Raw genomic sequence first — 25,018 nt, forward strand, 5'->3', positions numbered from 1 at the left:
GCAAGCGCGGCGGGCCAAGTAAAGCGTAACAAGGCGGCCTCCCGGAGCAATCCGGGGGGCCGTTTTGCCGTTGGGGCCGAAAGGCGCGCTCGCCCGATTGAGACAGGTCAAGGTCGGCCGGCAGAGCCTGGGTCATGGGTCGTTCACCATGGCTTTCAACCGTGTCGAAACGGACCAGGGCTAGAAGCGCGAAGCGGAATGGAAATTGCTGCTCGTTTCGCGCAAAGGGGGATTTATGATCGGCGCACTGACTGTTGATATTCGCGATCTCGCAAGCCTGACGGCGGGCGAGCGCGCGCAATGGTCCGCGTGGGTCGCCGCCGATCCGGATCTGGCCAGCCCCTATTTCCGCGTCGAGTTCGCGCAGATCGCGGCGGGGATCAGCCCCGGCTGCGCCCTGGCCGTGTTCAAGCGGGACGGGGAGGTGGTCGGCTATTTCCCCTATCAGAAACGCGGCGCGTCCATTCTGCCCATCGCGGCGCCGATGAACGACTACCACGGGGTCATCGGTCCCGTTGCGCTTCGGCCGTCGCTGGCCGAAACGGCGGATCTGCTCGGCGCGCCCCGCTTCAGCGTCAACGGCTGGGTGGGCCGTGAGCCGGATCGAGTTCCGAGCGAGAGCTTCCGCACCGCCATTTGTGACCAGGGTGGCTATGAGGCCTGGTATGCAGCGCGTCGAAAGGCGTTTGGCAAATACTTCAAGGACAAGGAACGCGCTCGGCGCAGCATGGCGGCAGAGTTCGGCAAGGTCGAAGTTCTGATCGGTCAGCGCGACCCGGCCTTGCTAGACGAACTGATCGCATTGAAACGCGAGCAGTACCGGCGCACGCGTCGCCACGACATCTTCGCCTGCGGCTGGACCCGAGACCTGTTGCACGCCCTGATGGCCTATGATGGCGCTGACTTCGGCGCGTCGTTGGCCATCCTGCGCGTCGGCGGTCAGGTGGCTGCGCTTGAGTATTCGCTTCACGCCGGCCAGCGCTACCATTTCTGGTTCCCTGCCTATGTGCCTGCTCTGGCGCGCTGTTCGCCGGGCATCCTGCTGAGCATGGAGACGATCCGGTTGGGCTCGGAGCAGGGCTTCCGAGATTTCGACTACGGCTTTGGCGGCGAGGCCTACAAGCGCTACTTCTGCGACACGGTGCAGCCGGTCGTCGAGGCGACAATCCTGCGGCCGGGCTTGAGCGCGGCTCTTGGCCAGGCGGGGGCGTCGCTGCTGTCCCTGGCGGGCGCGGATCGTGGGCGGCGGATCGGCCAGAGCGTGAGGCGGCGCTGGAACGCCATCGAAGCCTGCGAGGTGACGCCCTCGGGTCGGCTGCGCGGCGCCGCCCAGGCCGCCGGCGCGGCATTGTCCAAGGTCGCCAGCCGTGGGAAAATCTCATGATGAAAGAGGATCAGTCGATGTCCGACCGTCGCACACGCTATCCGGGCCCCATCGCGCAGGCCGGCGTGATCGCGCATGACCTGATCGCCCAGGGATTCGCCGAGGACGCCGCCCTGGCGGCCCTGCTGGATCGCTATCCGGCCGAGTTGTTTGACATCAACCTGTACGACTACGACGACGAAGGTCAGGTCTCGTTGCGGACCGGGGCGCGCGGGCGGCTGGACGGGGCGCAGCTTCTGGAGGCGATCCAGCAGGGCAGGCTGTGGGTCAATCTGCGCGACGTGGAGACCGGCTGGCCCGAGCTGTGGGCCGCGGCCATGGCTGAGTTCAAGAAGGTCGAGGCGGCCTATCCCGGCCTGAAGGCGGTCAAGAACGCAGGGCAGTTGATCCTGTCGTCGCCCAAGGCGCGGGTGCCCTATCATTTCGACGCCGCCGGGGTGGTGTTGTTCCACCTGCGCGGCCGCAAGCGGATCTTCGTCTATCCGGGCGACGAGGGCCATCTGCCCGAGCGCAACATGGAGCAGGTGGTGGCGCGTCAGACGACCGAGGAACTGCCCTATACCCTGGCCTTTGAAGATGACGCCCATGTGGTGGACCTGGAGCCGGGGCAGGCGCTGACCTGGCCGCTGTATGCGCCGCACCGTGTCGAGAACCTGGATCGGTTCTGCGTCTCCCTGTCGATGGACTTCCAGACCTGGCCGTCGCGATTCCGCAACGGGGCGCTCTACACCAATGCCGTGATGCGCAGCCGGGGCGGTTCGCCGCGCTTTACGGACCAGATGGGGCAGGGCGCGCTGGCGGCGCGCTGGGCGGCGTCCCTGGCTCTGCGTCGCATGGGCGCGCTCAAGAGCAAGATCGCCCACTTTGAGCGTGAGTTCGAGCCCGAGGTCGGCGCGGCCGACGGGGCGGGGGCGCTCAAGGCCTGAGTGACGGAAGATCGGTTTCTTACAACGACTTCATGACCTCGATTTAAAATGACTTGGGCGGCGGGCGCGGCCAGTTTCATCTCACATCTGGAGAGGGACACCGCCATGAAGATCGCCGTTTACGCCGCCGCCTCAGCCGCCGTACTGACCGCGCTGGCCGCCGCGCAGCCCGCCGCTGCGCAGGAGGCCGAGATCCGCAATGCGGTGGCGCGCGTCATCGTCATCCCCGAGGATCGCGCCGACATCGCCGTCGAGATCACGCCGGGCTCGGCCGACCTGCCGCAACTGACGGTCGAGCGGCGAGGCGACAAGGTGCGCATCGACGGCGGCCTGGGGCGCCGCCGCAGCGTGATGCAGTTCAGCAACGACAGCATCCGCGAGTGCAACAACGGTCGGGCCGACGCCCGTCAGCCGGGCGAGGGCGCGACGGTCGTCCTGGCCGGCAAGGGTCGCATCCGACTGGAAGATGCGCCGCTGGTGGTGCTGCGCACCCCGCGTGACGTGGATGTGGAATCGGGGAGCGGCGTCTATGGCGCGGTCGGCCGCGGGGCGCGCTCCGTGGAACTGGGCGCCGGCGGTTGCGGCAACTGGACCGTGGCGAATGTCGATGGTCGCCTCGACATCGGCGTGGGCGGCTCTGGCACGGTGCGCGCGGGAACCTCGCGGTCCCTGGAGGCGTCGGTCGGCGGCTCCGGCTCGATCTTCGCCGGGGCGACCGGGGCCCTGGAAGCCAATGTCGGGGGGTCCGGCAGCATCGCTGTGACCAGCATCAACGGTCCGGCGGATGTCTCCATCGGCGGGTCGGGCGACGTGACCATTCGGGGCGGCCGCGCCACGAGCATGGACGTGGCTGTGGCCGGTTCGGGCAATGTCCGCTTTGATGGCGTCGCCGCCAGCCTGGACGCCTCGATCGCCGGATCGGGCGACGTGCGGGTAAGCGAAGTGACGGGCGTGGTGTCGCGTTCGATCGTCGGTTCGGGCGAGGTGCGCGTCGGACGCTGATCCGATCTCCCTTGCTACGGAAGAAGGCCCGGGAGCGTGGAACCCCCCGGGCCTTTTTGCTGCGCGGCGTGCGGCGCCCAGGTTGCGCGCAAAGAAAAGCCCCGGCGGATTGCTCCGCCGGGGCTCCTCGCTTCGACCGGAAGGTCGAAGGTCGTTCGTTGGCTTAGAAGCCGCGGAGCGGCAGGCCAGCCAGGGTGCGGCCCAGGTTGGCGCCGGCGCGGTCCAGCGACTGCAGGGTGCCACCGAAGTTGTAGCGAGCGCCGATCATGAAGACGTCGGCGTCGACGTCGACGTTGGCGAAGTCGCTCGAGACGCGCTGGTACGTGCCGGTGACGCTGAACGGGCTGTTGGCGAACTGGTACTCAGCGCCGGCGCCGTAGGCCCAAACGTCGGCTTCGCCTTGGTCGGCGTCGACGTTCGAGTACGACACGCCAGCGTTCAGGCGGAACGACGGGTTGACGTAGTAGGCAGCGTCGCCGCCGACGGTCCAGGCGTCAGCGCCGTCCAGGTCGGAGTAGGAGACCAGGCCGGTCAGGGTAGCCGAGGCCAGGTACTTCTGGACTTCAGCGCCGACCGTGAAGGTCTCGTCGTCGCCCAGGTCCGTGACGCCGGCGAAGCCGCCGATGCGCAGGTCGGAACCGAAGGTCTTGGTCAGGTGGGCGGCAGCGGCGACCGTGGTGTCGTCGCCGAAGTCGCTGTCAGCATAGTTGACGGCCCCGTTGACGGTGACGGTCCATTCCGGGGCGACCTTGAAGGCGCCGACGCCGTCCAGGTTTGCGCCGTCGGTCTTGAAGCCTTCAGCGTCGGTGTGGACGTAGGCGATGCCGGCCGAGCCGACAGCGTCTTGAGCAAAGGCGGGAGCGGCGATCAGGGTCGCGGCGGCGACGGAGGCGAGGAAGACGGTTTTCATTATGATTATCCTTTTTGTGCGCCGCCGGGTTCGCACCGTGGCGGCAAGGGGAAGATAGGCCCCGCTTTGTCGGTTTGCCGTTACGAACTTGTCATATTTCAGTGGTTTGGGGCCAATGTTGCCGATGGGTGACGCATTGCGGCACGTTTGCGTCGGCACGCGGTGCGGGATTGCGGCGAACCCTTAACGGGGGCGTCATGTCGCCCCGCTTTCGCCTCAGGCGTTAAGCCGAGCGCTGAATCTGACGTCTGACGAGCCCTATATATAGAGTCCAGGGGAGGGAGCGCAGACGGTCGGGCCGCGAGTCGCAAACCCCCGCCACGTCTCGGTTTCCGCGCTTGACGAAAAAGGAATCGAAGGGCATAAGCACCCTTCTTGTTGGACCGGCTGTGCACTCTCGGGTGCAGACGCGGTTCGCAGGGACGACCTAAGTTACTGTTCTTTGCAGCATTCTTGGGATTTTACGGCCTTCGCGGGAAACTGCGTGGGCCAATCGTTTTTGCGGATTTGCGTTCCTTGGGGCTCTGCCCGAGGCTTCGGTCTTTGAAATGGTTCACAGGGACGCGGTTCCGACCGCTTGGGAATAACAACCGATATGGATCAAAGCATCCGCATCAGGCTCAAGGCCTTCGATCATCGCGTCCTCGACTTTTCGACGCGCGAGATCGTCAACACCGCTAAGCGCACCGGGGCGACCGTTCGTGGTCCGATCCCGCTGCCGACCCTGATCGAAAAGTTCACCGTGAACCGCTCGCCGCACGTCGATAAGAAGTCGCGCGAGCAGTTTGAAATCCGCACGCACAAACGCGTGCTCGACATCATCGACCCCACCCCGCAAACCGTGGACGCGCTCATGAAGCTCGACCTGTCGGCCGGTGTGGACGTCGAGATCAAGATTTAAGAAAGAAAGAGGCGGGATCCGACATGCGTACGGGCGTGATCGCCAAGAAACTGGGAATGACGCGCGTCTTCGCTGAAGACGGCGCACATATTCCGGTCACGGTTCTGCAGCTTGATGGCTGTCAGGTCGTGGGTCAGCGCACTCAAGAGCGGGACGGCTACGTCGCCCTGCAACTGGGTGCCGGAACCAAGAAGGCAAAAAACACCAACAAGGCTCAGCGCGAAGTTTTCGCCAAGGCCGAGGTTGAACCTAAGCACTATGTGACCGAGTTCCGCGTTGACGCGGAAGGTCTGCTGGACGTGGGCGCCGAACTGTCGGCCGATCACTTCCTGGCGGGTCAAAAGGTCGACATCCAGGGCGAGACCATCGGTAAGGGCTTCGCTGGCGCCATGAAGCGCTGGAACTTCGGCGGTCTGCGCGCCACGCACGGCGTCTCGCTGTCGCACCGCTCGCACGGCTCGACTGGCCAACGCCAGGACCCGGGCAAGACCTTCAAGGGCAAGAAGATGGCTGGCCACTACGGCCAGGAAGTCGTCACCCAGCAGAACCTGACCGTCGTCCGCGTGGACGCCGAGCGTGGCCTGATCCTGATCAAGGGCGCTGTCCCCGGTCACGACGGCAGCTACGTCAAGGTTCGCGACGCCGTTAAGAAGGCTCGCCCGGCTGACGCTCCCTTCCCGGGCGCTGTGAAGTCGGCTGCTGCTCCGGCTGCTCCGGCTGCTGCTGCTCCGGCAGTGGAAGCCAATGAAGGCGGTGAAGCGTAATGAAACTCTCGGTCATCAAACTCGACGGCAAGGCTGCCGGCGACGTGGAACTGTCGGAAGCCGTCTTCGGCATCTCGGACATCCGCGGCGACCTGCTGGCTCGTTACGTCAACTGGCAGCTGGCCAAACGTCGCGCCGGCACGCACAAGGTTCAAACCCGCAACGAGAACTCTCGTACGGGCAAGAAGATGTACAAGCAAAAGGGCACCGGCGGCGCTCGTCACGGTTCGCGCCGTGCACCGCAGTTCGTCGGCGGTTCGCGCGCCTTTGGTCCGGTTGTCCGTGACCACGGCTACTCGCTGCCGAAGAAGGTCCGCGCCCTGGCTCTGCGTCACGCTCTCAGCTCGAAGGTCAAGGCCGGCGATCTGATCGTGGTCGACAGCGTTTCGGTCAAGGAAGCCAAGACGGCCTCGCTGCGCGAGACCTTCGGCAAGCTCGGCTGGACCAAGGCTCTGATCATCGCGGGTCCGGAAGTCGAAACCAACTTCGGCCTGGCCGCTCGCAACATCCCGCACATCGACGTCCTGCCGAACGCCGGCCTGAACGTCTATGACATCCTGCGGGCCGACAAACTGGTGCTGACCAAGGCGGCTGTCGAAGCCATCGAGGCGCGCTTCGCTGAGAAGGAAGCCGCATAATGGCCGCCGCTCAACCCACCGCCAAGCACTACGACACCATCCTGGCTCCGATCATCACGGAAAAAGCCACGATCCTGTCGGAGCAGAACAAGGTTGTCTTCCGCGTCGCCGGCACGGCGACCAAGGACGAGATCGCTGCTGCGGTCGAAAGCCTGTTCAAAGTCAACGTCCTCAAGGTCAACACCCTGGTTCAAAAGGGCAAGACCAAGCGTTTCCGGGGTATCCTGGGCCGTCGCGTGGACATCAAAAAAGCAATCGTGACGCTGGCCGATGGTCAGTCGATCGACGTGACGACGGGGCTCTAATCAGATGGCTCTGAAGCATTACAATCCGACGTCGCCGGGCCGCCGCGCCCTGGTGCTGGTCGACCGGTCCGAGCTCCACAAGGGCCGTCCCGAGAAGTCGCTGACCGAAGGCCTGACGAAGTCCGGCGGTCGTGGCGCAGGTGGTCGTATCGCTGTCCGCTTCCGCGGCGGCGGCGCCAAGACCCTGTACCGCAAGATCGATTTCAAGCGTCGCAAGTTCGACGCCATCGGTACGGTCGAGCGTCTGGAATATGACCCGAACCGCACGGCCTTCATCGCTCTGGTGACCTACGCCGACGGCGAGAAGACCTACATCATCGCGCCGCAACGCCTTAAGGCCGGCGACACGGTGATCTCGGGCGAAAAGACCGACGTGAAGCCGGGCAACGCCATGCCGCTCCGTTCGATGCCGGTGGGTACGATCATCCACAACATCGAAATGAAGCCGGGCAAGGGCGCTCAGCTGGCCCGTTCGGCCGGCGCCTATGCTCAACTGGTCGGCCGCGATCAGGGCTACGCCCAGATCCGTCTCGGCTCGGGCGAGCTGCGTATGGTCCTGGACGCCTGCATGGCCACGGTGGGCGCGGTTTCGAACCCCGACCACATGAACCAGAACCTCGGCAAGGCCGGTCGCGTTCGTCACATGGGCTGGCGTCCGCACGTTCGCGGCGTCGCCATGAACCCGATCGACCACCCGCATGGTGGTGGTGAAGGCCGGACCTCTGGTGGTCGTACCCCGGTTACGCCGTGGGGCAAGGACACCAAGGGCACCCGCACCCGCAAGAACAAGGCTACGGATAAGTTCATCATCCGTACTCGCCACGTGAAGAAGGCTCGCTAAGAATGGCCCGCTCCTCCTGGAAAGGCCCGTTTGTCGACGGGTATCTGCTCAAGAAGGCCGACGCCGTTCAAACGTCGGGCCGCAAGGATGTGATCAAGACCTGGTCGCGTCGCTCCACCATCCTGCCCCAGTTCGTCGGTCTGACGTTCGGCGTCCACAACGGCCAGAAGCACGTGCCGGTGATGGTCAACGAAGACATGGTCGGCATGAAGTTTGGCGAGTTCGCCCCGACCCGGTCGTTCCCGGGTCACGCGGCGGACAAGAAGGCCAAAAGGAAGTAACTGATGGCCAAGTCCAACAACCCCCGCCGCGTCGGCGCCACCGAGGCTCGCGCCAAGCTGGTCAACGTTCGCATCAGCCCTCAAAAGCTGAACCTGGTCGCCGCTTCGATCCGCGGTCTGCCGGTTCAGAAGGCGCTGAACGAGCTGGAATTCAGCCGTAAGCGTATCGCCACCGACGTCCGCAAGGTTCTGTATTCGGCCGTTTCGAACGCCGAGAACAACCACAACCTCGACATCGACAACCTGGTTGTCGCTGAGGCCTTCGTGGGCAAGAACCTGGTGATGAAGCGCTTCGCGAGCCGCGCTCGTGGTCGCTCGTCGCGCATCCTGAAACCGTTCAGCGAGATCACGATCGTGGTCCGTGAAGCCGGCGAGGCCGCCTGATGGGACAGAAAATCAATCCGGTCGGTCTGCGCCTCGGCGTCAACCGCACGTGGGACAGCCGCTGGTTCGCCGGCGGCGCCGACTACGCTCGCCTGCTGCACCAGGACCTGAAGCTGCGCACGTGGCTCAAGGAACGCCTGGTCGCCGCTGGCGTCTCGCGCATCATCATCGAGCGTCCGCACAAGAAGTGCCGCGTGACGATCTACGCCGCCCGTCCGGGCGTCGTGATCGGCAAGAAGGGCGCTGACATCGAGAAGCTCCGCAAGGACATCTCGGCTCGCACCGAAGGCGAAGTTCACCTGAACATCGTCGAAGTCCGCAAGCCGGAAACCGACGCGCAGCTGATCGCTGAGAACATCGCACAGCAGCTGGAGCGCCGGATCGCCTTCCGTCGCGCCATGAAGCGTTCGATGCAGTCGGCGATGCGTCTGGGCGCCAAGGGCGTTCGGATCAACGTCTCGGGTCGCCTCGGCGGTGCTGAAATCGCTCGTATGGAATGGTACCGCGAAGGTCGCGTGCCGCTTCACACCCTGCGTGCCGACATCGACTACGGCTTCTATGAAGCCAAGACGACCTACGGCATCATTGGCGTGAAGGTCTGGGTCTTCAAGGGTGAAGTGCTCGAGCACGATCCCATGGCTCAGGACAAGCGTTGGGCCCTGGAAGCCTCGGGTCCGTCGTCCAACGAAGGCCGTGGCGGCCCCCGCGGTGATCGCGGTCCGCGCCGTGGTCGTGAGGGCTGATAGGTCATGTTGCAACCTAAAAAGACCAAGTACCGCAAGGCCTTCAAGGGCCGCATCCATGGCTCGGCCAAGGGTGGTTTCTCGCTGAACTTCGGCTCCTACGGCCTGAAGACGGTGGAACCCGAGCGTATCACTGCTCGCCAGATCGAAGCGGCTCGCCGCGCGATCACGCGTCAGATGAAGCGTCAGGGCCGCGTCTGGATCCGGGTCTTCCCGGATCTGCCCGTCACGGGCAAGCCGGCTGAAGTCCGGATGGGTAAGGGCAAGGGCGCTGTGGACCATTGGGCCGCACGCTGCCACCCGGGCCGCATCCTGTTCGAAATCGACGGCGTGCCGGACGATGTGGCTCGCGAAGCTCTGCGCCTCGGCGCGGCCAAGCTGCCGGTCCGCACCAAGGTGGTCACCCGCCTCGACGCCGGCATCGCTCACCTTGAGGAAGCGGCATGACCAAGATCGCCGATCTCCGGGGCCAAACCCCCGACCAACTGGCCGACGAGCTGCTGAAGCTCAAGAAGGAACAGTTCAACCTGCGCTTCCAGGCCGCCACCGGTCAGATGGAAAAGACTCACCGCGTTGGTGAAGTCCGCAAAGACATCGCTCGCATCTCCACGCTTCTGCGTGAGAAGCGCGCAGCGGTTTAAGGAAACACCTATGCCCAAACGTATTCTTGAAGGCGTGGTCGTGTCCGACAAGGGCGACAAGACGGTCGTCGTGAAGGTCGAGCGCACTCTGCTGCACCCGGTCCTGAAAAAGATCGTCCGTCTGTCCAAGAAGTACCACGCTCACGATGAGGGCAACGCCCTCAAAGTCGGCGACGTCGCACGCATCGTCGAGTGCGCCCCCAAGTCCAAGCTGAAGCGTTGGGAAGTCGTTTCCCCCGCCTCGGCTTCCTAAAGAAAAGGATCGGATCCTATGATCCAGATGCAAACTAACCTGGAGGTCGCCGATAATTCGGGCGCTCGCCGGGTCATGTGCATCAAGGTGTTGGGCGGCTCCAAGCGCCGCTACGCCTCGGTGGGCGACACCATTGTCGCCTCGGTGAAGGAAGCTATTCCTCGCGGCCGCGTGAAGAAGGGCGACGTTGTTCGCGCCATCGTCGTGCGCACCGCCAAGGACATCCAGCGCAAGGACGGCTCGGTCATTCGTTTTGACAAGTCGGCCGCCGTCATCGTCAACAAGCAAAACGAGCCGGTCGGCACGCGGATCTTTGGCCCGGTTCCTCGCGAACTGCGCGCCAAGAACCACATGAAGATCATCTCGCTGGCTCCGGAGGTCCTGTAATATGGCCGCCAAGATCAAAAAGGGCGACAAAGTCGTCGTCCTGACCGGCAAGGACAAGGGACGCACCGGCCAGGTGCTGAAGGTTCTGCCGACCGAAAACCGCGTCGTCGTGCAAGGCGTCAACATGGTTCAGCGCCACACGCGCCCGACCCAGGCTGACCCGCAAGGCGGCATCAAGCACAAGGAAGCCTCGCTTCACCTGTCGAACGTCGCGATCGCCGACGCCAACGGCAAGGCGACCCGCGTCGGCTTCAAGGTCGAAGGCGACGCCAAGGTTCGCTTCGCCAAGACCACGGGAGACGTCATCTAATGGCTGACACCAAGTACACGCCGCGTCTCAAGACCGAATATCAGGCTCGCATTCGCGCCGCCCTGAAAGAGCAGTTCGGTTACACCAACGAGATGCAGATCCCCAAGCTGGACAAGATCGTCCTGAACATGGGTATCGGTGAAGCTGTCGCAGACTCCAAGAAGGCCAACGCGGCCCTCAAGGACCTGACGGCCATCGCCGGCCAGAAGGCCGTCGCCACCAAGGCTCGTAACTCCATCGCCGGCTTCAAGCTGCGTGAAGGCATGGTCATCGGCGGCAAGGTTACGCTGCGCGGCGCCCAGATGTACGAATTCCTGGACCGGTTCATCACGATCGCGCTGCCGCGCGTGAAGGATTTCCGCGGCCTGAAGGGGACTTCGTTCGACGGTCGCGGCAACTACGCCACGGGTCTGAAGGAGCACATCGTGTTCCCCGAGATCAACTACGACCAGATCGACCAGATGTGGGGCATGGACATCGTTGTCTGCACCACGGCCAAGACCGATGCGGAAGCCAAGGCTCTCCTCACCGAGTTCAATTTCCCGTTCATCAAGAACTGAGCGGGAAGGGAAGAGAACAATGGCTAAGAAAAGCGCCGTAAACCGTAACGAAGCCGTCAAGGCCCTGGTTGCGAAGTATGCCGCAAAGCGGGCTGCCCTTAAGGCGACCGCCAACGACGAGAGCCTGCCGCTGGAAGAGCGTTTTGACGCTCGCCTGAAGCTGGCTGAGCTGCCGCGCAACTCGGCTCCGTCGCGCATCCGCAACCGCTGCGAAGTGACGGGCCGTCCGCGGGCCTTCTACCGCAAGCTGAAGATGAGCCGGATCGCCATGCGCGAGCTGGGCAACCTGGGGCAGATCCCCGGCCTGACCAAGTCGAGCTGGTAAGGGGAGCGAACAGATATGATGATCAACGATCCCCTGAGCGACATGATCGCTCGCATCAAGAACGCGGCGACCCGCAAGCGTTCCAAGGTGCTGACCCCGGCCTCGCGTCTGCGCCAGCGCGTCCTCGACGTGCTGCAGGACGAAGGCTACATCCGCGGCTATTCGCTGGTTCAAAACCCTGGCGAGTTCCCGCAGTTCGAGATCGAGCTGAAGTACTTCGACGGCCAGCCGGTGATCGCTGAGATCGCCCGCGTGTCGAAGCCCGGCCGTCGCGTCTATTCGGCCATCGGCGATCTGAAGCCGATCAAGAACGGCCTCGGCATCTCGATCCTTTCGACTTCGAAGGGCGTCATGTCTGACGCCAACGCCCGCGACGCTAACGTCGGCGGCGAAGTCCTCTGCAGGGTCTACTGATATGTCCCGTATTGGCAAGAAAACCATCGCTGTGCCGAAGGGCGTGACTGTCACGCTCAACGGTCAGACCGTCTCGGTGAAGGGTCCCAAGGGCGAACGCTCGTGGACCGTGGCCGAAGAAATCGAAATCACCCAGGGCGACGAGGGCCTCTCGCTGGCCCCGCGTATGGACACGCCTCGCGCTCGCGCGATGTGGGGTCTGTCGCGCACCCTGGTCGACAACATGGTTGTCGGCGTGACCGACGGCTTCGAGAAGACCCTGGAACTGGTCGGCGTGGGTTACCGCGCTGCCCTGAAGGGCCAGGCTCTGTCGCTGCAGCTCGGCTTCTCGCATGAAGTCGACATCGCGCCGCCGGCCGGCGTCACCTTCGTCGTGCCCAAGCAAACTGAGATCAAGATCCAGGGCGCTGACAAGCAAGTCGTGGGTGAAATCGCCGCCGTGATCCGCAAGCTGCGTCCGCCGGAGCCCTACAAGGGCAAGGGCGTGCGTTACTCGGGCGAAAAGGTCCGGCGCAAGGAAGGCAAGAAGAAGTAAGTCATGGCTCTTTCTCTGCAACAACAAGCCAAGCGCCGCGCCGAACGCAACCGTCGTCGCCTCAAGGCTGTCGCCAACGGCCGTCTGCGTCTGTCGGTCTTCCGTTCGGACAAGAACATCTCGGCTCAAATCATCGACGACGCCCAGGGCGTCACGGTGGCCGCCGCCTCGTCGCTGGAAGGCGGCAAGGGTTCCAAGGGGTCGGACGTCGCCGCAGCTGCTGCGATCGGCAAGCTGATCGCCGAACGCGCCAAGGAGAAGGGCGTCACCGACGTCGTCTTCGACCGCGGCGGCTACATCTATCACGGCCGCGTCAAGGCGCTGGCGGAGGCCGCGCGTGAAGCCGGCCTGAACTTCTAAGGGATCGAGAAGCATGGCTCGTGAACCCCAACGCGGACAAGGTGGTCAGAACCGCGACCGCCGCGACCGTAACGCTCCCGCTGTCGATGGCCCGGATTCGGACATCGTCGAAAAGCTGGTGCACATCAACCGCGTCGCCGCCACCGTTAAGGGCGGCCGTCGTTTCTCGTTCGCAGCCCTGATGGTTGTGGGCGACGGCAAGGGCCGGGTCGGCTTCGGTCATGGCAAGGCGCGTGAAGTGCCGGAAGCCATCCGCAAGGCGACTGAAGAAGCCAAGAAGACCATGATCCGCGTTCCGCTCCGCGAGAACCGCACCCTGCACCACGACGGCAACGGCCGTTGGGGCGCCGGCAAGATCATGATGCGCGCTGCCCCTCCCGGCACGGGCGTCATCGCTGGTGGTCCGATGCGTGCGGTCCTCGAAACCCTCGGCGTCCAGGACGTCGTCGGCAAGTCGACCGGTTCGTCGAACCCGTACAACATGATCCGCGCGACCTTCGAAGCTCTGAAGGTTCAATCGTCGCCGCGTCAGGTTGCTGCAAAGCGTGGCAAGAAGGTCGCTGACCTGATGGGCCGCCGCAACGACGGCGCTTCGGCGCCTGAAGCAGTCGAGGGCTGATAGACATGGCCAAGAACGAAAAAGCCACCGTCACGGTCCGCCAGACGGCCAGCCCGATCCGCCGCAAGTCGGATCAGCGCGCCACTCTGTCGGGTCTGGGTCTGAACCGCATCGGCCGTGAGTCGACGCTGGAAGACACCCCCTCGGTCCGTGGGATGATCGCCAAGGTCGCCCACATGGTCGAAGTGGTCGAAAAATAAGACGTTGCGCCCTCTCCCGGAAACGGGGGAGGGCGTTTCTCTTTTGAAGAAGCATCTTGCGATGCTGAGACGGGCCGCTTAGAAGCGGCCTTCAATTTATCCAACGCCGAGTCAGGTGCGATCAATTCGATCAACCTGGCGCTAGCACCCGAAAGGATCAGGCACATGAAACTGAACGAAATTCGCGACAACGAAGGCGCCCACAAGAAGCGCATGCGCGTCGGCCGCGGCCCGGGTTCGGGCAAGGGCAAGACCGCCGGTCGCGGCGTCAAGGGTCAGAAGTCGCGTTCGGGCGTCGCCATCGGCGGCTTCGAAGGCGGTCAAATGCCGCTCTACATGCGTATGCCGAAGCGCGGCTTCAACAACCCGAACGCCCTGAAGCTGGCTGAAGTGAACCTGTGGCGCGTGCAAGAAGCCATCGACGCCGGCAAGCTGGACGCCAAGGCTGAAATCAACGGCGCCGCGCTGGTGGCCGCCGGCGTGATCCGTCGCGTCAAGGACGGCGTGCGCGTCCTGGGTGAAGGCGAACTGAAGGCCAAGCTGAACCTGGTCGTGTGGTCGGCCTCGGCCGGCGCCATCAAGGCCATTGAAGCCGCCGGCGGTTCGGTTGAGCAACAGCGCATCGCCGCTGAAGCCAAGGCCGCTGCTCGCGTCGCCAAGCGCGAAGCCGCCAAGGGCAAGGCTCCGGCCGCCAAGGCTCCGCTGGGCGACGCCAACAAGATCTCGGCCCGCGCCAAGCGCGCCGCGGCCAAGGCCTAAATCGATATCGTCATCCCGTGCGAGCGTCGCTGATGCGGCGTTCGCCGGGATCATCCGCACCGGGATGACGAAATTCATGAAAGCGGCCCTCGCAAGACGGCCGCTTTCCGCCTATCTGACGACGGGCATAGTCGTGGGGACCGCCTAATGGCTTCGGCCGCTGAACAACTCGCCGCCAATATGAACATGGGCTCGTTCGCGAAAGCGACCGAGCTGCACAAACGCCTGCTGTTCACGCTGGGCGCGCTGCTGGTCTATCGGATCGGCACCTATGTTCCGATTCCGGGCATCAATTCCGAGGCCTTCCTGGCCTTCTTCCAGAACCCTGATGGCCAGCGCGGCATCCTGGACATGTTCAACATGTTCTCGGGCGGCGCGGTCGAGCGTATGGCCGTCTTCGCGTTGAACGTGATGCCCTACATCTCGGCCTCGATCATCGTGCAACTGATGGGCGCGGTTTACCCGCCCTGGGAGAAGCTGAAGAAGGAAGGCGGCGAAAGCGGCCGCAAGCAGCTCAACCAGTACACCCGTTACCTGACGGTCTTCCTGGCCCTGGCCCAGTCCTTCGGCATCGCCGCTGGCCTGAACGCCCAGGCCGGTCTGATTGACCAGCCGGGCATCTTCTTCATCATCTCGACGGTCACCACCCTGACCGGCGGCACCATGTTCCTGATGTGGCTGGGCGAGCAGGTGACGGCGCGCGGCGTCGGCAACGGCATCTCGCTGATCATCTTCGCGGGTATCGTGGCGGTTCTGCCGTCCACCGTGGCGCGTCTGCTGGGCCTTGCCCAACAGGGTCAGATGTCCGCTTTCACCTTGCTGTTCATCGCCGTCATGGCCGTGGCTGTGATCGTCTTCATCGTCTTCATGGAGCGCGCCCAGCGCCGCCTTCTGATCCAGTATCCGAAGCGCCAGGAAGGCAACCGCATGACGGGCGGCGAGCGTTCGTTCCTGCCGCTGAAGGTCAACACCGCCGGCGTCATTCCCGCCATCTTCGCCTCGTCGCTGCTGATGCTGCCGACGACGGTCGCCACCTTCACCGCTCAGGCCAACCTGCCTGAGTGGATGAGCTGGCTGCCGCTGGTGACGGCGCAGCTGACGCACGGCCAGCCGCTGTTCATGATCCTGTATGCGGTCCTGATCGTCTTCTTCTGCTTCTTCTACACCTCGATCACCTTCAACCCTGAGGACACGGCGGAGAACCTGCGCAAGTACGGCGGCTTCCTGCCGGGCATCCGTCCGGGCAAGCGCACGGCCGAGTATCTGGACTATGTCCTGACGCGCCTGACGGTGATCGGCGCCGCCTACATCACCGCGGTCTGCCTGCTGCCGGAGTTCCTGGTCAGCAGCCTGGGCAACAGCCTCTACTTCGGAGGAACGTCTATCTTGATCGTCGTCTCGGTCACGATGGACACTGTCGCTCAGATTCAGTCCCAACTGCTGGCGCACCAGTACGAGGGTCTGATCAAGAAGGCCAAGCTGCGTGGTCGTGGCGGTCGGGGCGGCGCCGCCCCCGCCCGACGCTAATCGGGTAGGGGAGCCCGCAAGATGAACCTGATCCTGTTCGGGCCGCCCGCGGCCGGCAAGGGCACGCAAGCCAAGCGTCTGGTCGAGGAGCGGGGCATGATCCAGCTCTCGACCGGCGACATGCTTCGCGCCGCGATCGCTTCCGGCTCGGAACTGGGCCTCAAGGTCAAGGACGTGCTGGCGCGCGGCGACCTGGTCACCGACGAGATCGTCATCGCCCTGATCGAGGATCGTCTGCCGGAGGCCGAGGCCGCCGGCGGCGCCATCTTCGACGGCTTTCCGCGCAATGTGGCCCAGGCCGAAGCCCTGGACGCCATGTTGGCCAAGCGCGGCGCCCAGATCGATCGGGTCGTTCGCCTGAAGGTCGATGACGCCGCCCTGACCGCCCGCATCGGCAAGCGTTTCGCCGAGCAGGGCCGCCCGGACGACAATCCCGAGACCTTCAAGGACCGCCTGGCCGTCTATAACGCCCAGACCGCGCCCCTGCTTCCCTACTATCAAGCCCAGGGCAAGCTGACTGAGATCGACGGCATGGGCGACATCGCCACGGTCGCCGCCGCTATCGACGGCGCCCTGGTCTAGCCTCTGATCTGAAGCGGGTTTCGGGCGTTAGACGTTCGGGTATCCGCTTTCATGGGGCGCACATGAGCAGAAGATCGTCGTCTCGAAGCGCCAGGTTCGCCATGGCGGGCGTGGCTGTCGGGGCGCTGCATCTGGCTCTGTTCGGACTGCTGGGGCATCTTCGGCCCGTCACGCCATCCACGTCATTGTCACGGCCGGTCGAGGTAGAACTCGTCCGGCCGTCGCCAATTCTCCCCTTGCCGGCGCCACCCCCGCCGAAGCCCGCGCCGGTCGAGGGCGGCGGCGCCCCTGCCGCGCCTTCGCGGGTTCATCTGCCGCCGAAGAAGATCGAACGCCCGCCCGAGGTGACGGCGCCGCCCAAGCCTGCGCCCGAGCCGCCGATGATCGTGGGCGCGGCCCCCGATGTCGGCCCGGCGCCGGGGCAGGGGCTCGGCGGCGAGGGCAATGGGTCCGGCGCAGGGCAGGGCGCCGGTTCGGGGCTCGGGGCTGGGGACGGCCCGCCGCGCCTGATCCAGGGGCCGACCAAGGACCAGATCCGTCGGCTTCACCCGCGCGAGGCCTTTCGCCAGCGCCTGAACGGCAGCGCCCGGATCGCCTGCCGCATCCGGCTCGACATGCGGCTGGAGGATTGCCGGGTCGTCGACGAGGCGCCGCCGGGTAGAGGATTCGGCCAGGCGGCTCTTGCGGCTTCGTCGTATTTCCGCTTTCGTCCTCCCACGCGCGACGGTCGCCCTGTTGAAGGACGAGAGATCACTGTGGGTGTGGAGTTCATGCCATGACGGGACGCGCTTGGCGTGCGCCCGTTGACGCACAGAGAATCCCCTGTATAAGGGCCGCTTCCGCGAAGGGCGCACACGCTCCTGGTCTGTTGACCGGAGCGGTTTCCGCGTCTGTTTAAGCGTATCTGGAGATTCTCGTGGCCCGTATCGCTGGCGTCAACATTCCGACCAACAAGCGCGTCGAAATCGCGCTTCAGTACATCCATGGCATCGGCGCGCACGCCGCCAAGGAAATCACCGCGAAGGTCGGCATTGAGCCCGCTCGCCGCGTCAACTCGCTGACCGATGCTGAAATCCTGCAGATCCGTGAAACGATCGACAAGGATCACACCGTCGAAGGCGACCTGCGTCGCGAAACCTCGATGAACATCAAGCGTCTGATGGACCTGGCCTGCTACCGCGGCCTGCGTCACCGTAAGGGCCTGCCGGTCCGCGGTCAGCGCACGCACACCAACGCCCGCACCCGCAAGGGCCCGGCCAAGCCGATCGCCGGCAAGAAGAAGTAAGAGAAAGAGCTGACCGATGGCTAAGGAACCGGGTCGCGTTAAGCGCCGCGAACGCAAGAACATCACGTCGGGCGTGGCTCACGTGAACGCCTCTTTCAACAACACCATGATCACGATCACGGACGCCCAGGGGAACGCGATTTCCTGGTCCTCGGCCGGTCACATGGGCTTCAAGGGTTCGCGTAAGTCGACCCCTTACGCCGCCCAGATGGCTGCTGAAGACGCCGGCAAGAAGGCTCAAGAGCACGGCGTGAAAACGCTGGAAGTCAACGTCTCGGGTCCGGGTTCCGGCCGTGAGTCGGCGCTTCGCGCTCTGCAGGCCGTCGGTCTGACGATCACGACCATCCGCGACGTCACGCCGATGCCGCACAATGGTTGCCGTCCGCCCAAGCGCCGCCGCGTCTAATCGCGACAGCGTTTCAGGCACCCCCAATCTCCGTCGGCTCCACCATGGCCTCGTCGACAAGGCCGGAGCCGACGAAATCCGTTCGAGGGACTCTATGATCGAAAGAAACTGGCAAGAGCTGATCCGTCCCGAGAAGCCGCAAGTCGAGGGCGGCTCCGACCCGCTGCGCAAGGCGCGTCTGGTCGCTGAGCCCCTCGAGCGTGGTTTCGGTGTGACGCTCGGCAACGCGCTTCGTCGCGTTCTGCTGTCCTCGCTGCAAGGCGCGGCGGTCACGGCCATCCAGATCGACGGCGTTGTTCACGAGTTTTCGTCGCTGGAAGGCGTGCGGGAAGACGTGGTCGACATCGTTCTGAACATCAAACAACTGGCGCTGCGCATGCACGCCGAAGGCCCCAAGCGCATGACCCTGCGCGCCACGGGCCCCGGCGTTGTGACGGCGGGCCAGATCGAAGCTCCGGCTGACATCGAGGTTCTGAACCCCGACCACGTCATCTGCACCCTGGACGACGGCGCTTCGATCCGCATGGAACTGACGGTCCAGAACGGCAAGGGCTACGTCGCCGCCGAACTGAACCGTCCGGAAGATGCGCCGATCGGCCTGATCGCCGTCGACGCCCTGTACTCGCCGGTCAAGCGCGTCGCCTATCGCGTCGAGCCGACCCGTCAGGGCCAGTCGATGGATTACGACAAGCTGATCCTGGAAGTTGAAACCAACGGCGCCGTGTCGCCGGTTGACGCGGTGGCTTACGCCGCCCGCATCCTGCAAGACCAGCTGCAGATCTTCATCACCTTCGATGAGCCGACCAAGGCTGTTGAGGCGACGGACGGCAAGCCCGATCTGCCCTTCAACCCGGCCCTGCTCAAGAAGGTCGACGAACTGGAGCTGTCGGTCCGCTCGGCCAACTGCCTGAAGAACGACAACATCGTCTACATCGGCGACCTGATCCAGAAGACCGAGGGCGAAATGCTTCGCACCCCGAACTTCGGCCGCAAGTCGCTGAACGAGATCAAGGAAGTTCTCGCGACGATGGGCCTGTCGCTCGGCATGGACGTGCCGAACTGGCCGCCCGAAAACATCGAAGATCTGGCCAAAAAGTTCGACGACCAGATCTGATCATCAACCCTCCGCCCAGCGCCCTTCGGGGCGCGGATGGGGCGGTTAGAATGAACAAGGCCCCAGGTCCCGCCCCTTTTGTTAAGGCCGGAAACCAGGGTTGAGTAGGAGAGACCCCGATGCGCCACGGCGCCGCTTACCGCAAGCTCGGCCGTACGGTCAGCCACCGCCAAGCCATGTTCGCCAACATGGCCGCCTCGCTGATCAAGCACGAGCAAATCACGACCACCCTGCCCAAGGCGAAGGAACTGCGTCCCTTCGTTGAGAAACTGGTCACGCTGGCTAAAAAGGGCGACCTGCACGCTCGTCGTCAGGCCATCAGCGCCGTCCGCGACGTGCCGCAAGTCGGCAAGCTGTTCGAAACGATCGGCCCGCGCTACGCTGAACGTTCGGGCGGTTACATCCGCATCATGAAGGCTGGCTTCCGTCACGGCGACAACGCCGCGATGGCCGTGATCGAGTTTGTCGATCGCGACGTCGAAGCCAAGGGCAAGGACTCCGGTCCGGTCTTCGCCATCGAGGGCGACGAAGCCTGATCGGCTTCTTCAACCTGAAGATATGAAAGGGCGGCTGGAGCGATCCAGCCGCCTTTTTCATTGTCCGCCGCGACGCCGGGGGCGATAGAGCCTCTATGAGGACGCCTGAAGATCGTATCGTCGCCTATACGCCCGCGGGCCGCGCGGCCTGGAAGGCCCTGAACACGGGATGGCTGGTGGAGGGCGGGTTCGCGCTGGAGGCCAAGGACCATCTGACGCTGGATGACCCCGAGGCGCAAATCCTGGCCAAGGGCGGGCATATCTTCTTCGCTGAGCGCGACGGGGTTCCGGTCGGTTGTTGCGGCCTGATCGCCATGAACGACGGCGGCTATGAGGTCACCAAGATGACGGTGCTGCCCGACGCGCGGGGCGGGGGGCTGGCGTTGCGCCTGCTGCAGGCCTGCGAGGCGGCGGCGCGGGCTGCTGGCGCGCACCGCCTCTATCTGGAAACCAGCTCGACGCTGGGGCCGGCACTGGGCCTCTACGCCCGCTTCGGCTTCGTGAACCTGCCGCCGCAACCGACGCCCTATGCGCGAGCGGACGTCTGGATGGAGAAGCGGCTCATCTCTCAGGCGAAGATCTGAGTTTGGACGCGAGCGCGTCCAAACCGATTTCGCTCTAGCCGCTACTCCTTCGACAGGTCCTGACGGGTGAACCACCACAGGGCCAGGGCGAATGGCGTGAAGCTCCAGAGGGCCAGGCTGGCGACGGCGCGCCAGGCGACGCCGTCCTGCAGGACCGCTGCGGGGACGCCGCCCAGGATGGCGGCCTTCAGGGTTTCATAGGCGACGCCGGGGAACAGCAACTGGGTCTGCCAATCGACGGAACTCCACCCCAGAAGCGGGGTGGCGGTGACCAGAAGCTCTTGGGCGACGCCGACGACCAGAGGCACGAACAGGGCGGCGAGCAGCGAGCGCGTCAGCGTCGCGGCCAGCAGGCTGAGCAGCAGGAACTGGATCACCCGCACATAGGCCAGCAGGAACAGCAGGCCGAAGGTTCGCGCCTCTTCGCCGCCGAAGCGGAAGACGAGGTCCTGGTCGAGGATCAGCCCCTTGGCGACGGCGCCGATCAGGGCGGCGGCCAGGAACAGCAGCAGGCCGATCAGGGTCATCAGCTTGACGGCCCCGGCCTTGCCCATGATCAGGTTGGCTCGGCTGTTGCGGGCGGTGATCAGGCGCCAGGTCTCCCAGCGATAGTCGCCGGCGAAGATGGTCGCCGCGCCGATCAACAGGAAGGCCAGCAATCCGGGGTTGGCCAGTTGGCCGGCGGCTGAGACCAGGGCGGCGCCCACATCAAGGACGCCGTTGGCCGCCGTCAACTGGGGCGGCAACTGCTCGCCCATGCGCTCGACCCTGGAGTCGAAGACGGCGCCGCCGATGGTTCCGGCCAGCATGACAACCGGCACGAAGATCAGGCTCCACGACAGAACCGTGCGGTTGCGCGTCAGGCGATAGGCTTCGGAGCGGATGGCGTCAGCCAGCATGGAGAGACTCGCGGATTTGCGCCTCGGTGCGCGCGGGGCCGGTCTCGGCCATGAAGACGCTTTCCAGATCGGCGCCAACCCAGCGGGCCTCGTCGATGTCTACACCCTGTTCGATGAGGGCGCGCAGCAGGGCAGGGCCTTCGGCGCGCGGAATGGCGGCCAGAACGGCGTCGCCGTCCAGCGTGGCCTTGTCGCCCAGCACGCCCATGATCCGGGCCAGAGGCGTGGCCGACAGGCGCAGGCGCTCGCCGGATGCGGTCAGTTCGCTGACCTTGCCCTCGGCGGCCAGGGTCCCGCGGTTGAAGATGGCGACGCGGTCGCAGACGCGCTGGACCTCGAGCAACTGGTGGCTGGCCAGGATGATCGTCACGCCGTCGTCGTCGGCCAGGCTGCGGATCAGCGCGCGCATTTCCTGGATGCCGGGCGGGTCCATACCGCTGGTCGGCTCATCCAGGATGACGAGGTCCGGCTTGGTCATCAGGGCGGCGGCGACGCCCAGGCGCTGTAACATGCCGACCGAGAAGCCGCGCACCTTGCGATTGGCGGCTTCGGTCAGGCCGACCCGCTCCAGCCAGGCGTCGATGGCGGCGTCCTTGCCGCCATGCGCCAGGGCCAGCCATGCCAGCACCTGACGCGCGGTCATGTAGGGCGGGAAGCGCGGCGTCTCGATCATGGAGCCGATGCGGCGCATGACGGCGGGATCGCCCGCGTGCTGGCCCAGGACCCGGACCTCGCCCGCCGTCGGCCGGATCAGGCCCAGCAGGATGCGGAACAGGGTGGACTTGCCGGCGCCGTTCGGGCCCAGCACGCCGTAAACCCCGCCGCGCGGGATGGAGAGGCTGAGCCCGTCCAGGGCGCGCACGGCGCCATAGGTCTTGGTCAGGCCGGTCGTTTCGATAACAGCGGTCATGCGGCAGAGCTTGGCCCGATGGGGATAAGCGGACAAGGCGTCTTCTGCCTGTCGCAGATTAAGCTTAGGCAATCTCCCCGAAGTGGCTTCGGAGTTCCCCATGTTTTCTCGCGTCGCGGGCCTGTGTCTGGCCCTGCTGTTGACCGCCTGCGCTACTACGCCGGCTGAGACCCCGGAATCGCAGGTCGCCGAGCCGCCGCTGGTGATGCTGATCTCTATCGACGGGTTCCGCGCTGACTATCTGGACCGGGGCGTCACGCCCAACCTGTCGCAACTGGCGGGTGAAGGAGCGACGGGGCCGATGCGACCGTCCTTCCCCAGCGTGACCTTTCCCAACCACTATACCCTGGTGACGGGCCTGCACCCCGACCACCACGGCATCGTCGGCAACAACATGATCGACGCCGAGTTGGGCCGGTTCTCGCTGGGCAACAAGCAGGCCGTGACCGACCGTCGTTGGTGGGATCAGGGGGAGCCCATCTGGGTCTCGGCCGAGAAGGCGGGCGTCAAGACCGCCACCATGTTCTGGCCGGGGTCCGAGGCCGACACGCACGGCGTTCGCCCCTCCTATTGGACGACCTTCGATCAGGGGATGCCCGGCGACGCGCGCGTGGATCGCGTGCTGCAATGGATGGATCTGCCGGCGGATCAGCGGCCGCAACTGACCACCCTCTATTTCGACATCGTCGACACCCAGGGGCACCACTATGGCCCCGACGCGCCCGAGACGGTCGAGGCCATCCGTTCGGTCGACGCCTCCATCGGCCGTCTGGTCGAGGGCTTGAAGGCGCGGGGCCTCTATGAGCGCACGGTGCTGGTGGTGGTGTCCGACCACGGCATGGCCGCGACCTCGCCCGAGCGGGTGACCTGGATCGACGACTTGATCGACCCCGCCGCCATTCAGATCGTCTATTCCGGCGCCGCCACCTTCCTGAACCCGGTCGCCGGTCGCGAGACTGAGGTCGAGGCGGCGCTGCTGGGCTCGCGCCCGCATCTGGACTGTTGGCGCAAGAGCGAGATTCCGGCGCGGTTCGTCCTGGGTTCCAACCCGCGCGTCTCGGCCATCGTCTGCGCCTCCGAGCCGGGCTGGACCTTCACGACCAGGGCGCGTCCGGTGACCAAGCCGGGCGGGGCGCACGGCTATGACAACTTCTCGCCGGACATGGCCGCCATCTTCATCGCCCACGGTCCGGGCGTGGTGCAGGGACGGCGGCTGGCCGACCTGGACAGCGTGGACGTGCAACCCTTCCTGGCGCGTCTGCTGGCCATCGACGCGCCGCACGGCGACGGGCGGGCGGAGGATACGCTGCCGGTAACCAGGCGCTGATCTGCGCATCGGGGATGGGCGCGCCGGGACGTCGTCGCTAAAAGAGCGTTCCAACAGATCGGCGTTCCATGTCCCTACATCACCCCAAGGTCCGCCGTGCGGCGATCGCCTTCATCCTCGTGACCGCGGTGCTGGACATCGTGGCCATGGGGATCGTCATTCCGGTTCTGCCGCATCTGATCGAGGAGTTCGTCGGCTCGAATGCGCGGGCGGGGCTGCTGAACGGCGTCTTCGTGGCGCTGTGGGCGGGGATGCAGTTCCTGGCCTCGCCGGTGATCGGTTCGCTGTCGGACCAGTATGGGCGTCGTCCGGTCATCCTGATCAGCTGCGCTGGGCTGGCGGCGGACTATGTGTTGATGGCGCTCGCGCCGAGCCTGTGGTGGCTGGCGGTCGGGCGGTTGATCGCGGGGGTCACCTCGTCCAGCTTCACCACCATCTACGCCTACATGGCCGACATCACCGAACCGGACAAACGCGCGCGGGCCTATGGCCTGATCGGCGCGGCCTTCTCGGGCGGCTTCGTCCTGGGGCCGGTGCTGGGCGGTTTCCTGGGCGAGTTCGGGCCGCGCGTGCCCTTCTGGGTCGCCGCCTTCATGTCGGGCGTGGCCTTCCTCTATGGCCTGTTCATCCTGCCCGAGAGCCTGGCGGTCGAGAAGCGGATGAAGTTCAGCTGGCGGCGGGCGAACCCCATCGGGGCCATGATCCTGCTGAAACGTCACGCCGAGCTGACGGGCCTCGCGGTCGTGAACTTCCTGCTCTATTTCGCCCACCACGTCTTCTCGGCGGTCTTCGTCCTCTATGCCGGGCTGAGATATGACTGGGGGCCGTGGCAGGTGGGGATGCTGCTGGCCCTGGTCGGTGTGCTGGACATGATCGTCCAGGGCGTCCTGGTCGGGCCGGTGTCGAAGAAGCTGGGCGACCGGATGACCATGATCCTGGGCCTGTGCGGCGGCACGGTGGGCATCGCCCTGATGGGTTGGGCCCCGACGGGCGTGGCCTTCATTATCGCCATGCTGCCTAACGCCCTGTGGGGCCTGGCCATGCCGACCCTGCAGTCCCTGATGACCCGGCGGGTCAGCGAGAGCGAGCAGGGCCAGTTGCAGGGGGCGAACATGAGCGTCGCCTCCATTGCCGGGGTGGCCTCGCCGCTGTTCTTCGGGTGGGTCTATTCGGTGTCGGTGGGGGAGGGCTTTGGGCCGGTGAGGACATGGCTGAGCGGCGTCGGCATAGATTCGACACTCGCGTCGGTGGTGGTGGACGCCATTTCGACGCCGGGCCTCGCCTTCTATCTGGCCGCCGTGGTCCTGGCCCTGGCTGCGCTGATCGGCTGGATCACCGCGCGGCGGGCGGAACGGGATGAAGTCACGCTCGTTTGATCGCGGCGCGGCGTCAGGCTTGGCCATTGG

The 25,018-nt window shown here is 65.1% G+C and carries 36 protein-coding genes and 1 pseudogene; 34 read left to right on the forward strand and 3 right to left on the reverse strand.

Going from position 1 to position 25,018, the window contains the following annotated elements; genetic code table 11:
• The first annotated feature begins 235 nt into the window (after window positions 1–235).
• The 3 genes from CQ039_RS00005 to CQ039_RS00015 all read left to right on the forward strand — a co-directional run bounded on the left by CQ039_RS00005 (window position 236) and on the right by CQ039_RS00015 (window position 3,312).
• Window positions 236–1,384: a GNAT family N-acetyltransferase gene (locus CQ039_RS00005; RefSeq protein WP_105563627.1), complete on the forward strand. Its 1,149-nt coding sequence runs from the start codon at window positions 236–238 to the stop codon at window positions 1,382–1,384.
• Between the two features lie 17 nt (window positions 1,385–1,401).
• Window positions 1,402–2,310, forward strand: coding sequence for a cupin-like domain-containing protein (locus CQ039_RS00010; protein ID WP_105563684.1), 909 nt, complete (start codon window positions 1,402–1,404; stop codon window positions 2,308–2,310).
• 105 nt (window positions 2,311–2,415) lie between these two features.
• The gene (locus tag CQ039_RS00015; protein ID WP_105563628.1) at window positions 2,416–3,312 is read left to right on the forward strand and encodes a GIN domain-containing protein; all 897 of its coding nucleotides are present in this window, start codon (window positions 2,416–2,418) and stop codon (window positions 3,310–3,312) included.
• A gap of 163 nt (window positions 3,313–3,475) precedes the next feature.
• On the opposite strand, the gene CQ039_RS00020 is transcribed toward CQ039_RS00015, so the two are convergent.
• The gene (locus CQ039_RS00020; protein ID WP_105563629.1) at window positions 3,476–4,222 is read right to left on the reverse strand and encodes a porin; all 747 of its coding nucleotides are present in this window, start codon (window positions 4,220–4,222) and stop codon (window positions 3,476–3,478) included.
• A gap of 595 nt (window positions 4,223–4,817) precedes the next feature.
• Here CQ039_RS00020 and rpsJ point away from each other — a divergent pair.
• The 29 genes and pseudogenes from rpsJ to CQ039_RS00165 all read left to right on the forward strand — a co-directional run bounded on the left by rpsJ (window position 4,818) and on the right by CQ039_RS00165 (window position 20,476).
• Entirely contained in the window at window positions 4,818–5,123 is a 306-nt protein-coding gene (rpsJ, locus tag CQ039_RS00025) for a 30S ribosomal protein S10 (RefSeq protein WP_105563630.1), read from the forward strand.
• Window positions 5,124–5,146: 23 nt separating this feature from the next.
• Entirely contained in the window at window positions 5,147–5,887 is a 741-nt protein-coding gene (gene rplC, locus CQ039_RS00030; RefSeq protein ID WP_105563631.1) for a 50S ribosomal protein L3, read from the forward strand.
• Window positions 5,887–6,525, forward strand: a complete 639-nt coding sequence (gene rplD / locus CQ039_RS00035) for a 50S ribosomal protein L4 (RefSeq protein ID WP_105563632.1) — start codon at window positions 5,887–5,889, stop codon at window positions 6,523–6,525. The genes rplC and rplD overlap by 1 nt, the downstream gene beginning before the upstream one ends.
• Window positions 6,525–6,830 carry a 50S ribosomal protein L23 gene (locus tag CQ039_RS00040; protein ID WP_105563633.1) on the forward strand — a complete coding sequence of 102 codons (306 nt, stop codon included), beginning with the start codon at window positions 6,525–6,527 and terminating at the stop codon, window positions 6,828–6,830. The genes rplD and CQ039_RS00040 overlap by 1 nt, the downstream gene beginning before the upstream one ends.
• A 4-nt stretch (window positions 6,831–6,834) precedes the next feature.
• Window positions 6,835–7,671, forward strand: a complete 837-nt coding sequence (gene rplB, locus CQ039_RS00045) for a 50S ribosomal protein L2 (RefSeq protein WP_105563634.1) — start codon at window positions 6,835–6,837, stop codon at window positions 7,669–7,671.
• A gap of 2 nt (window positions 7,672–7,673) precedes the next feature.
• Window positions 7,674–7,952 carry a 30S ribosomal protein S19 gene (rpsS, locus tag CQ039_RS00050; protein ID WP_105563635.1) on the forward strand — a complete coding sequence of 93 codons (279 nt, stop codon included), beginning with the start codon at window positions 7,674–7,676 and terminating at the stop codon, window positions 7,950–7,952.
• A gap of 3 nt (window positions 7,953–7,955) precedes the next feature.
• Window positions 7,956–8,336, forward strand: coding sequence for a 50S ribosomal protein L22 (gene rplV, locus CQ039_RS00055; RefSeq protein ID WP_105563636.1), 381 nt, complete (start codon window positions 7,956–7,958; stop codon window positions 8,334–8,336).
• Window positions 8,336–9,079 carry a 30S ribosomal protein S3 gene (gene rpsC / locus CQ039_RS00060; protein WP_105563637.1) on the forward strand — a complete coding sequence of 248 codons (744 nt, stop codon included), beginning with the start codon at window positions 8,336–8,338 and terminating at the stop codon, window positions 9,077–9,079. The genes rplV and rpsC overlap by 1 nt, the downstream gene beginning before the upstream one ends.
• A gap of 6 nt (window positions 9,080–9,085) precedes the next feature.
• The gene (gene rplP, locus CQ039_RS00065; protein ID WP_105563638.1) at window positions 9,086–9,526 is read left to right on the forward strand and encodes a 50S ribosomal protein L16; all 441 of its coding nucleotides are present in this window, start codon (window positions 9,086–9,088) and stop codon (window positions 9,524–9,526) included.
• Entirely contained in the window at window positions 9,523–9,720 is a 198-nt protein-coding gene (gene rpmC, locus CQ039_RS00070; protein ID WP_105563639.1) for a 50S ribosomal protein L29, read from the forward strand. Before rplP ends, rpmC begins: the two co-directional genes overlap by 4 nt.
• Before the next feature lie 10 nt (window positions 9,721–9,730).
• Entirely contained in the window at window positions 9,731–9,973 is a 243-nt protein-coding gene (rpsQ, locus tag CQ039_RS00075) for a 30S ribosomal protein S17 (protein ID WP_105563640.1), read from the forward strand.
• Window positions 9,974–9,991: 18 nt separating this feature from the next.
• Complete coding sequence (gene rplN, locus CQ039_RS00080; RefSeq protein ID WP_021698481.1) at window positions 9,992–10,360, forward strand: 50S ribosomal protein L14; 369 nt, start codon at window positions 9,992–9,994, stop codon at window positions 10,358–10,360.
• Between the two features lies 1 nt (window position 10,361).
• Window positions 10,362–10,670 carry a 50S ribosomal protein L24 gene (gene rplX, locus CQ039_RS00085; RefSeq protein WP_105563641.1) on the forward strand — a complete coding sequence of 103 codons (309 nt, stop codon included), beginning with the start codon at window positions 10,362–10,364 and terminating at the stop codon, window positions 10,668–10,670.
• On the forward strand, window positions 10,670–11,230 hold the full coding sequence (gene rplE, locus CQ039_RS00090; RefSeq protein WP_105563642.1) for a 50S ribosomal protein L5: 561 nt from the start codon (window positions 10,670–10,672) through the stop codon (window positions 11,228–11,230). The genes rplX and rplE overlap by 1 nt, the downstream gene beginning before the upstream one ends.
• 19 nt (window positions 11,231–11,249) lie before the next feature.
• Window positions 11,250–11,555 (forward strand): 30S ribosomal protein S14, encoded by a 306-nt coding sequence (rpsN, locus tag CQ039_RS00095; RefSeq protein ID WP_105563643.1) that lies wholly within the window; start codon window positions 11,250–11,252, stop codon window positions 11,553–11,555.
• A gap of 15 nt (window positions 11,556–11,570) precedes the next feature.
• Window positions 11,571–11,969 carry a 30S ribosomal protein S8 gene (rpsH, locus tag CQ039_RS00100; protein WP_105563644.1) on the forward strand — a complete coding sequence of 133 codons (399 nt, stop codon included), beginning with the start codon at window positions 11,571–11,573 and terminating at the stop codon, window positions 11,967–11,969.
• 1 nt (window position 11,970) lies between these two features.
• Window positions 11,971–12,504 (forward strand): 50S ribosomal protein L6, encoded by a 534-nt coding sequence (rplF, locus tag CQ039_RS00105; RefSeq protein WP_105563645.1) that lies wholly within the window; start codon window positions 11,971–11,973, stop codon window positions 12,502–12,504.
• A 3-nt stretch (window positions 12,505–12,507) separates the two neighbouring features.
• The gene (gene rplR / locus CQ039_RS00110) at window positions 12,508–12,864 is read left to right on the forward strand and encodes a 50S ribosomal protein L18 (protein WP_105563646.1); all 357 of its coding nucleotides are present in this window, start codon (window positions 12,508–12,510) and stop codon (window positions 12,862–12,864) included.
• Window positions 12,865–12,877: 13 nt separating this feature from the next.
• Window positions 12,878–13,483, forward strand: a complete 606-nt coding sequence (rpsE, locus tag CQ039_RS00115; RefSeq protein WP_105563647.1) for a 30S ribosomal protein S5 — start codon at window positions 12,878–12,880, stop codon at window positions 13,481–13,483.
• A 5-nt stretch (window positions 13,484–13,488) separates the two neighbouring features.
• A complete protein-coding gene (rpmD, locus tag CQ039_RS00120) occupies window positions 13,489–13,683 on the forward strand; it encodes a 50S ribosomal protein L30 (protein ID WP_105563648.1) in 195 nt (64 codons plus the stop codon).
• A gap of 165 nt (window positions 13,684–13,848) precedes the next feature.
• A pseudogene (gene rplO / locus CQ039_RS00125) lies at window positions 13,849–14,310 on the forward strand (50S ribosomal protein L15); the annotation flags it as partial.
• Window positions 14,311–14,589: 279 nt separating this feature from the next.
• Entirely contained in the window at window positions 14,590–15,969 is a 1,380-nt protein-coding gene (gene secY / locus CQ039_RS00130) for a preprotein translocase subunit SecY (protein WP_105563650.1), read from the forward strand.
• 21 nt (window positions 15,970–15,990) lie between these two features.
• The gene (locus CQ039_RS00135; protein WP_105563651.1) at window positions 15,991–16,551 is read left to right on the forward strand and encodes an adenylate kinase; all 561 of its coding nucleotides are present in this window, start codon (window positions 15,991–15,993) and stop codon (window positions 16,549–16,551) included.
• 101 nt (window positions 16,552–16,652) lie between these two features.
• Window positions 16,653–17,330, forward strand: coding sequence for an energy transducer TonB (locus CQ039_RS16915; RefSeq protein ID WP_199188057.1), 678 nt, complete (start codon window positions 16,653–16,655; stop codon window positions 17,328–17,330).
• 137 nt (window positions 17,331–17,467) lie between these two features.
• On the forward strand, window positions 17,468–17,836 hold the full coding sequence (gene rpsM, locus CQ039_RS00145) for a 30S ribosomal protein S13 (RefSeq protein WP_105563653.1): 369 nt from the start codon (window positions 17,468–17,470) through the stop codon (window positions 17,834–17,836).
• A 16-nt stretch (window positions 17,837–17,852) separates the two neighbouring features.
• Window positions 17,853–18,242: a 30S ribosomal protein S11 gene (gene rpsK / locus CQ039_RS00150; protein WP_105563654.1), complete on the forward strand. Its 390-nt coding sequence runs from the start codon at window positions 17,853–17,855 to the stop codon at window positions 18,240–18,242.
• 94 nt (window positions 18,243–18,336) lie between these two features.
• Window positions 18,337–19,356 carry a DNA-directed RNA polymerase subunit alpha gene (locus CQ039_RS00155; protein WP_105563655.1) on the forward strand — a complete coding sequence of 340 codons (1,020 nt, stop codon included), beginning with the start codon at window positions 18,337–18,339 and terminating at the stop codon, window positions 19,354–19,356.
• 119 nt (window positions 19,357–19,475) lie between these two features.
• Window positions 19,476–19,892, forward strand: coding sequence for a 50S ribosomal protein L17 (rplQ, locus tag CQ039_RS00160; protein ID WP_105563656.1), 417 nt, complete (start codon window positions 19,476–19,478; stop codon window positions 19,890–19,892).
• 95 nt (window positions 19,893–19,987) lie between these two features.
• Window positions 19,988–20,476 (forward strand): GNAT family N-acetyltransferase, encoded by a 489-nt coding sequence (locus CQ039_RS00165; protein ID WP_105563657.1) that lies wholly within the window; start codon window positions 19,988–19,990, stop codon window positions 20,474–20,476.
• A 41-nt stretch (window positions 20,477–20,517) separates the two neighbouring features.
• Here CQ039_RS00165 and CQ039_RS00170 read toward each other — a convergent pair whose 3' ends face one another.
• On the reverse strand, window positions 20,518–21,375 hold the full coding sequence (locus CQ039_RS00170) for an ABC transporter permease subunit (RefSeq protein ID WP_105563658.1): 858 nt from the start codon (window positions 21,373–21,375) through the stop codon (window positions 20,518–20,520).
• Window positions 21,365–22,285 (reverse strand): ABC transporter ATP-binding protein, encoded by a 921-nt coding sequence (locus CQ039_RS00175; protein ID WP_105563659.1) that lies wholly within the window; start codon window positions 22,283–22,285, stop codon window positions 21,365–21,367. The genes CQ039_RS00170 and CQ039_RS00175 overlap by 11 nt, the downstream gene beginning before the upstream one ends.
• 100 nt (window positions 22,286–22,385) lie before the next feature.
• Between CQ039_RS00175 and CQ039_RS00180 the strand changes: the two genes are divergently transcribed.
• Complete coding sequence (locus CQ039_RS00180) at window positions 22,386–23,612, forward strand: ectonucleotide pyrophosphatase/phosphodiesterase (RefSeq protein WP_105563660.1); 1,227 nt, start codon at window positions 22,386–22,388, stop codon at window positions 23,610–23,612.
• A 68-nt stretch (window positions 23,613–23,680) separates the two neighbouring features.
• Window positions 23,681–24,988: a TCR/Tet family MFS transporter gene (locus CQ039_RS00185; RefSeq protein ID WP_105563661.1), complete on the forward strand. Its 1,308-nt coding sequence runs from the start codon at window positions 23,681–23,683 to the stop codon at window positions 24,986–24,988.
• Window positions 24,989–25,018 lie beyond the last annotated feature (30 nt).

The sequence above is a fragment of the Brevundimonas sp. MYb52 genome, from assembly GCF_002979535.1.
Lineage (GTDB): Bacteria > Pseudomonadota > Alphaproteobacteria > Caulobacterales > Caulobacteraceae > Brevundimonas.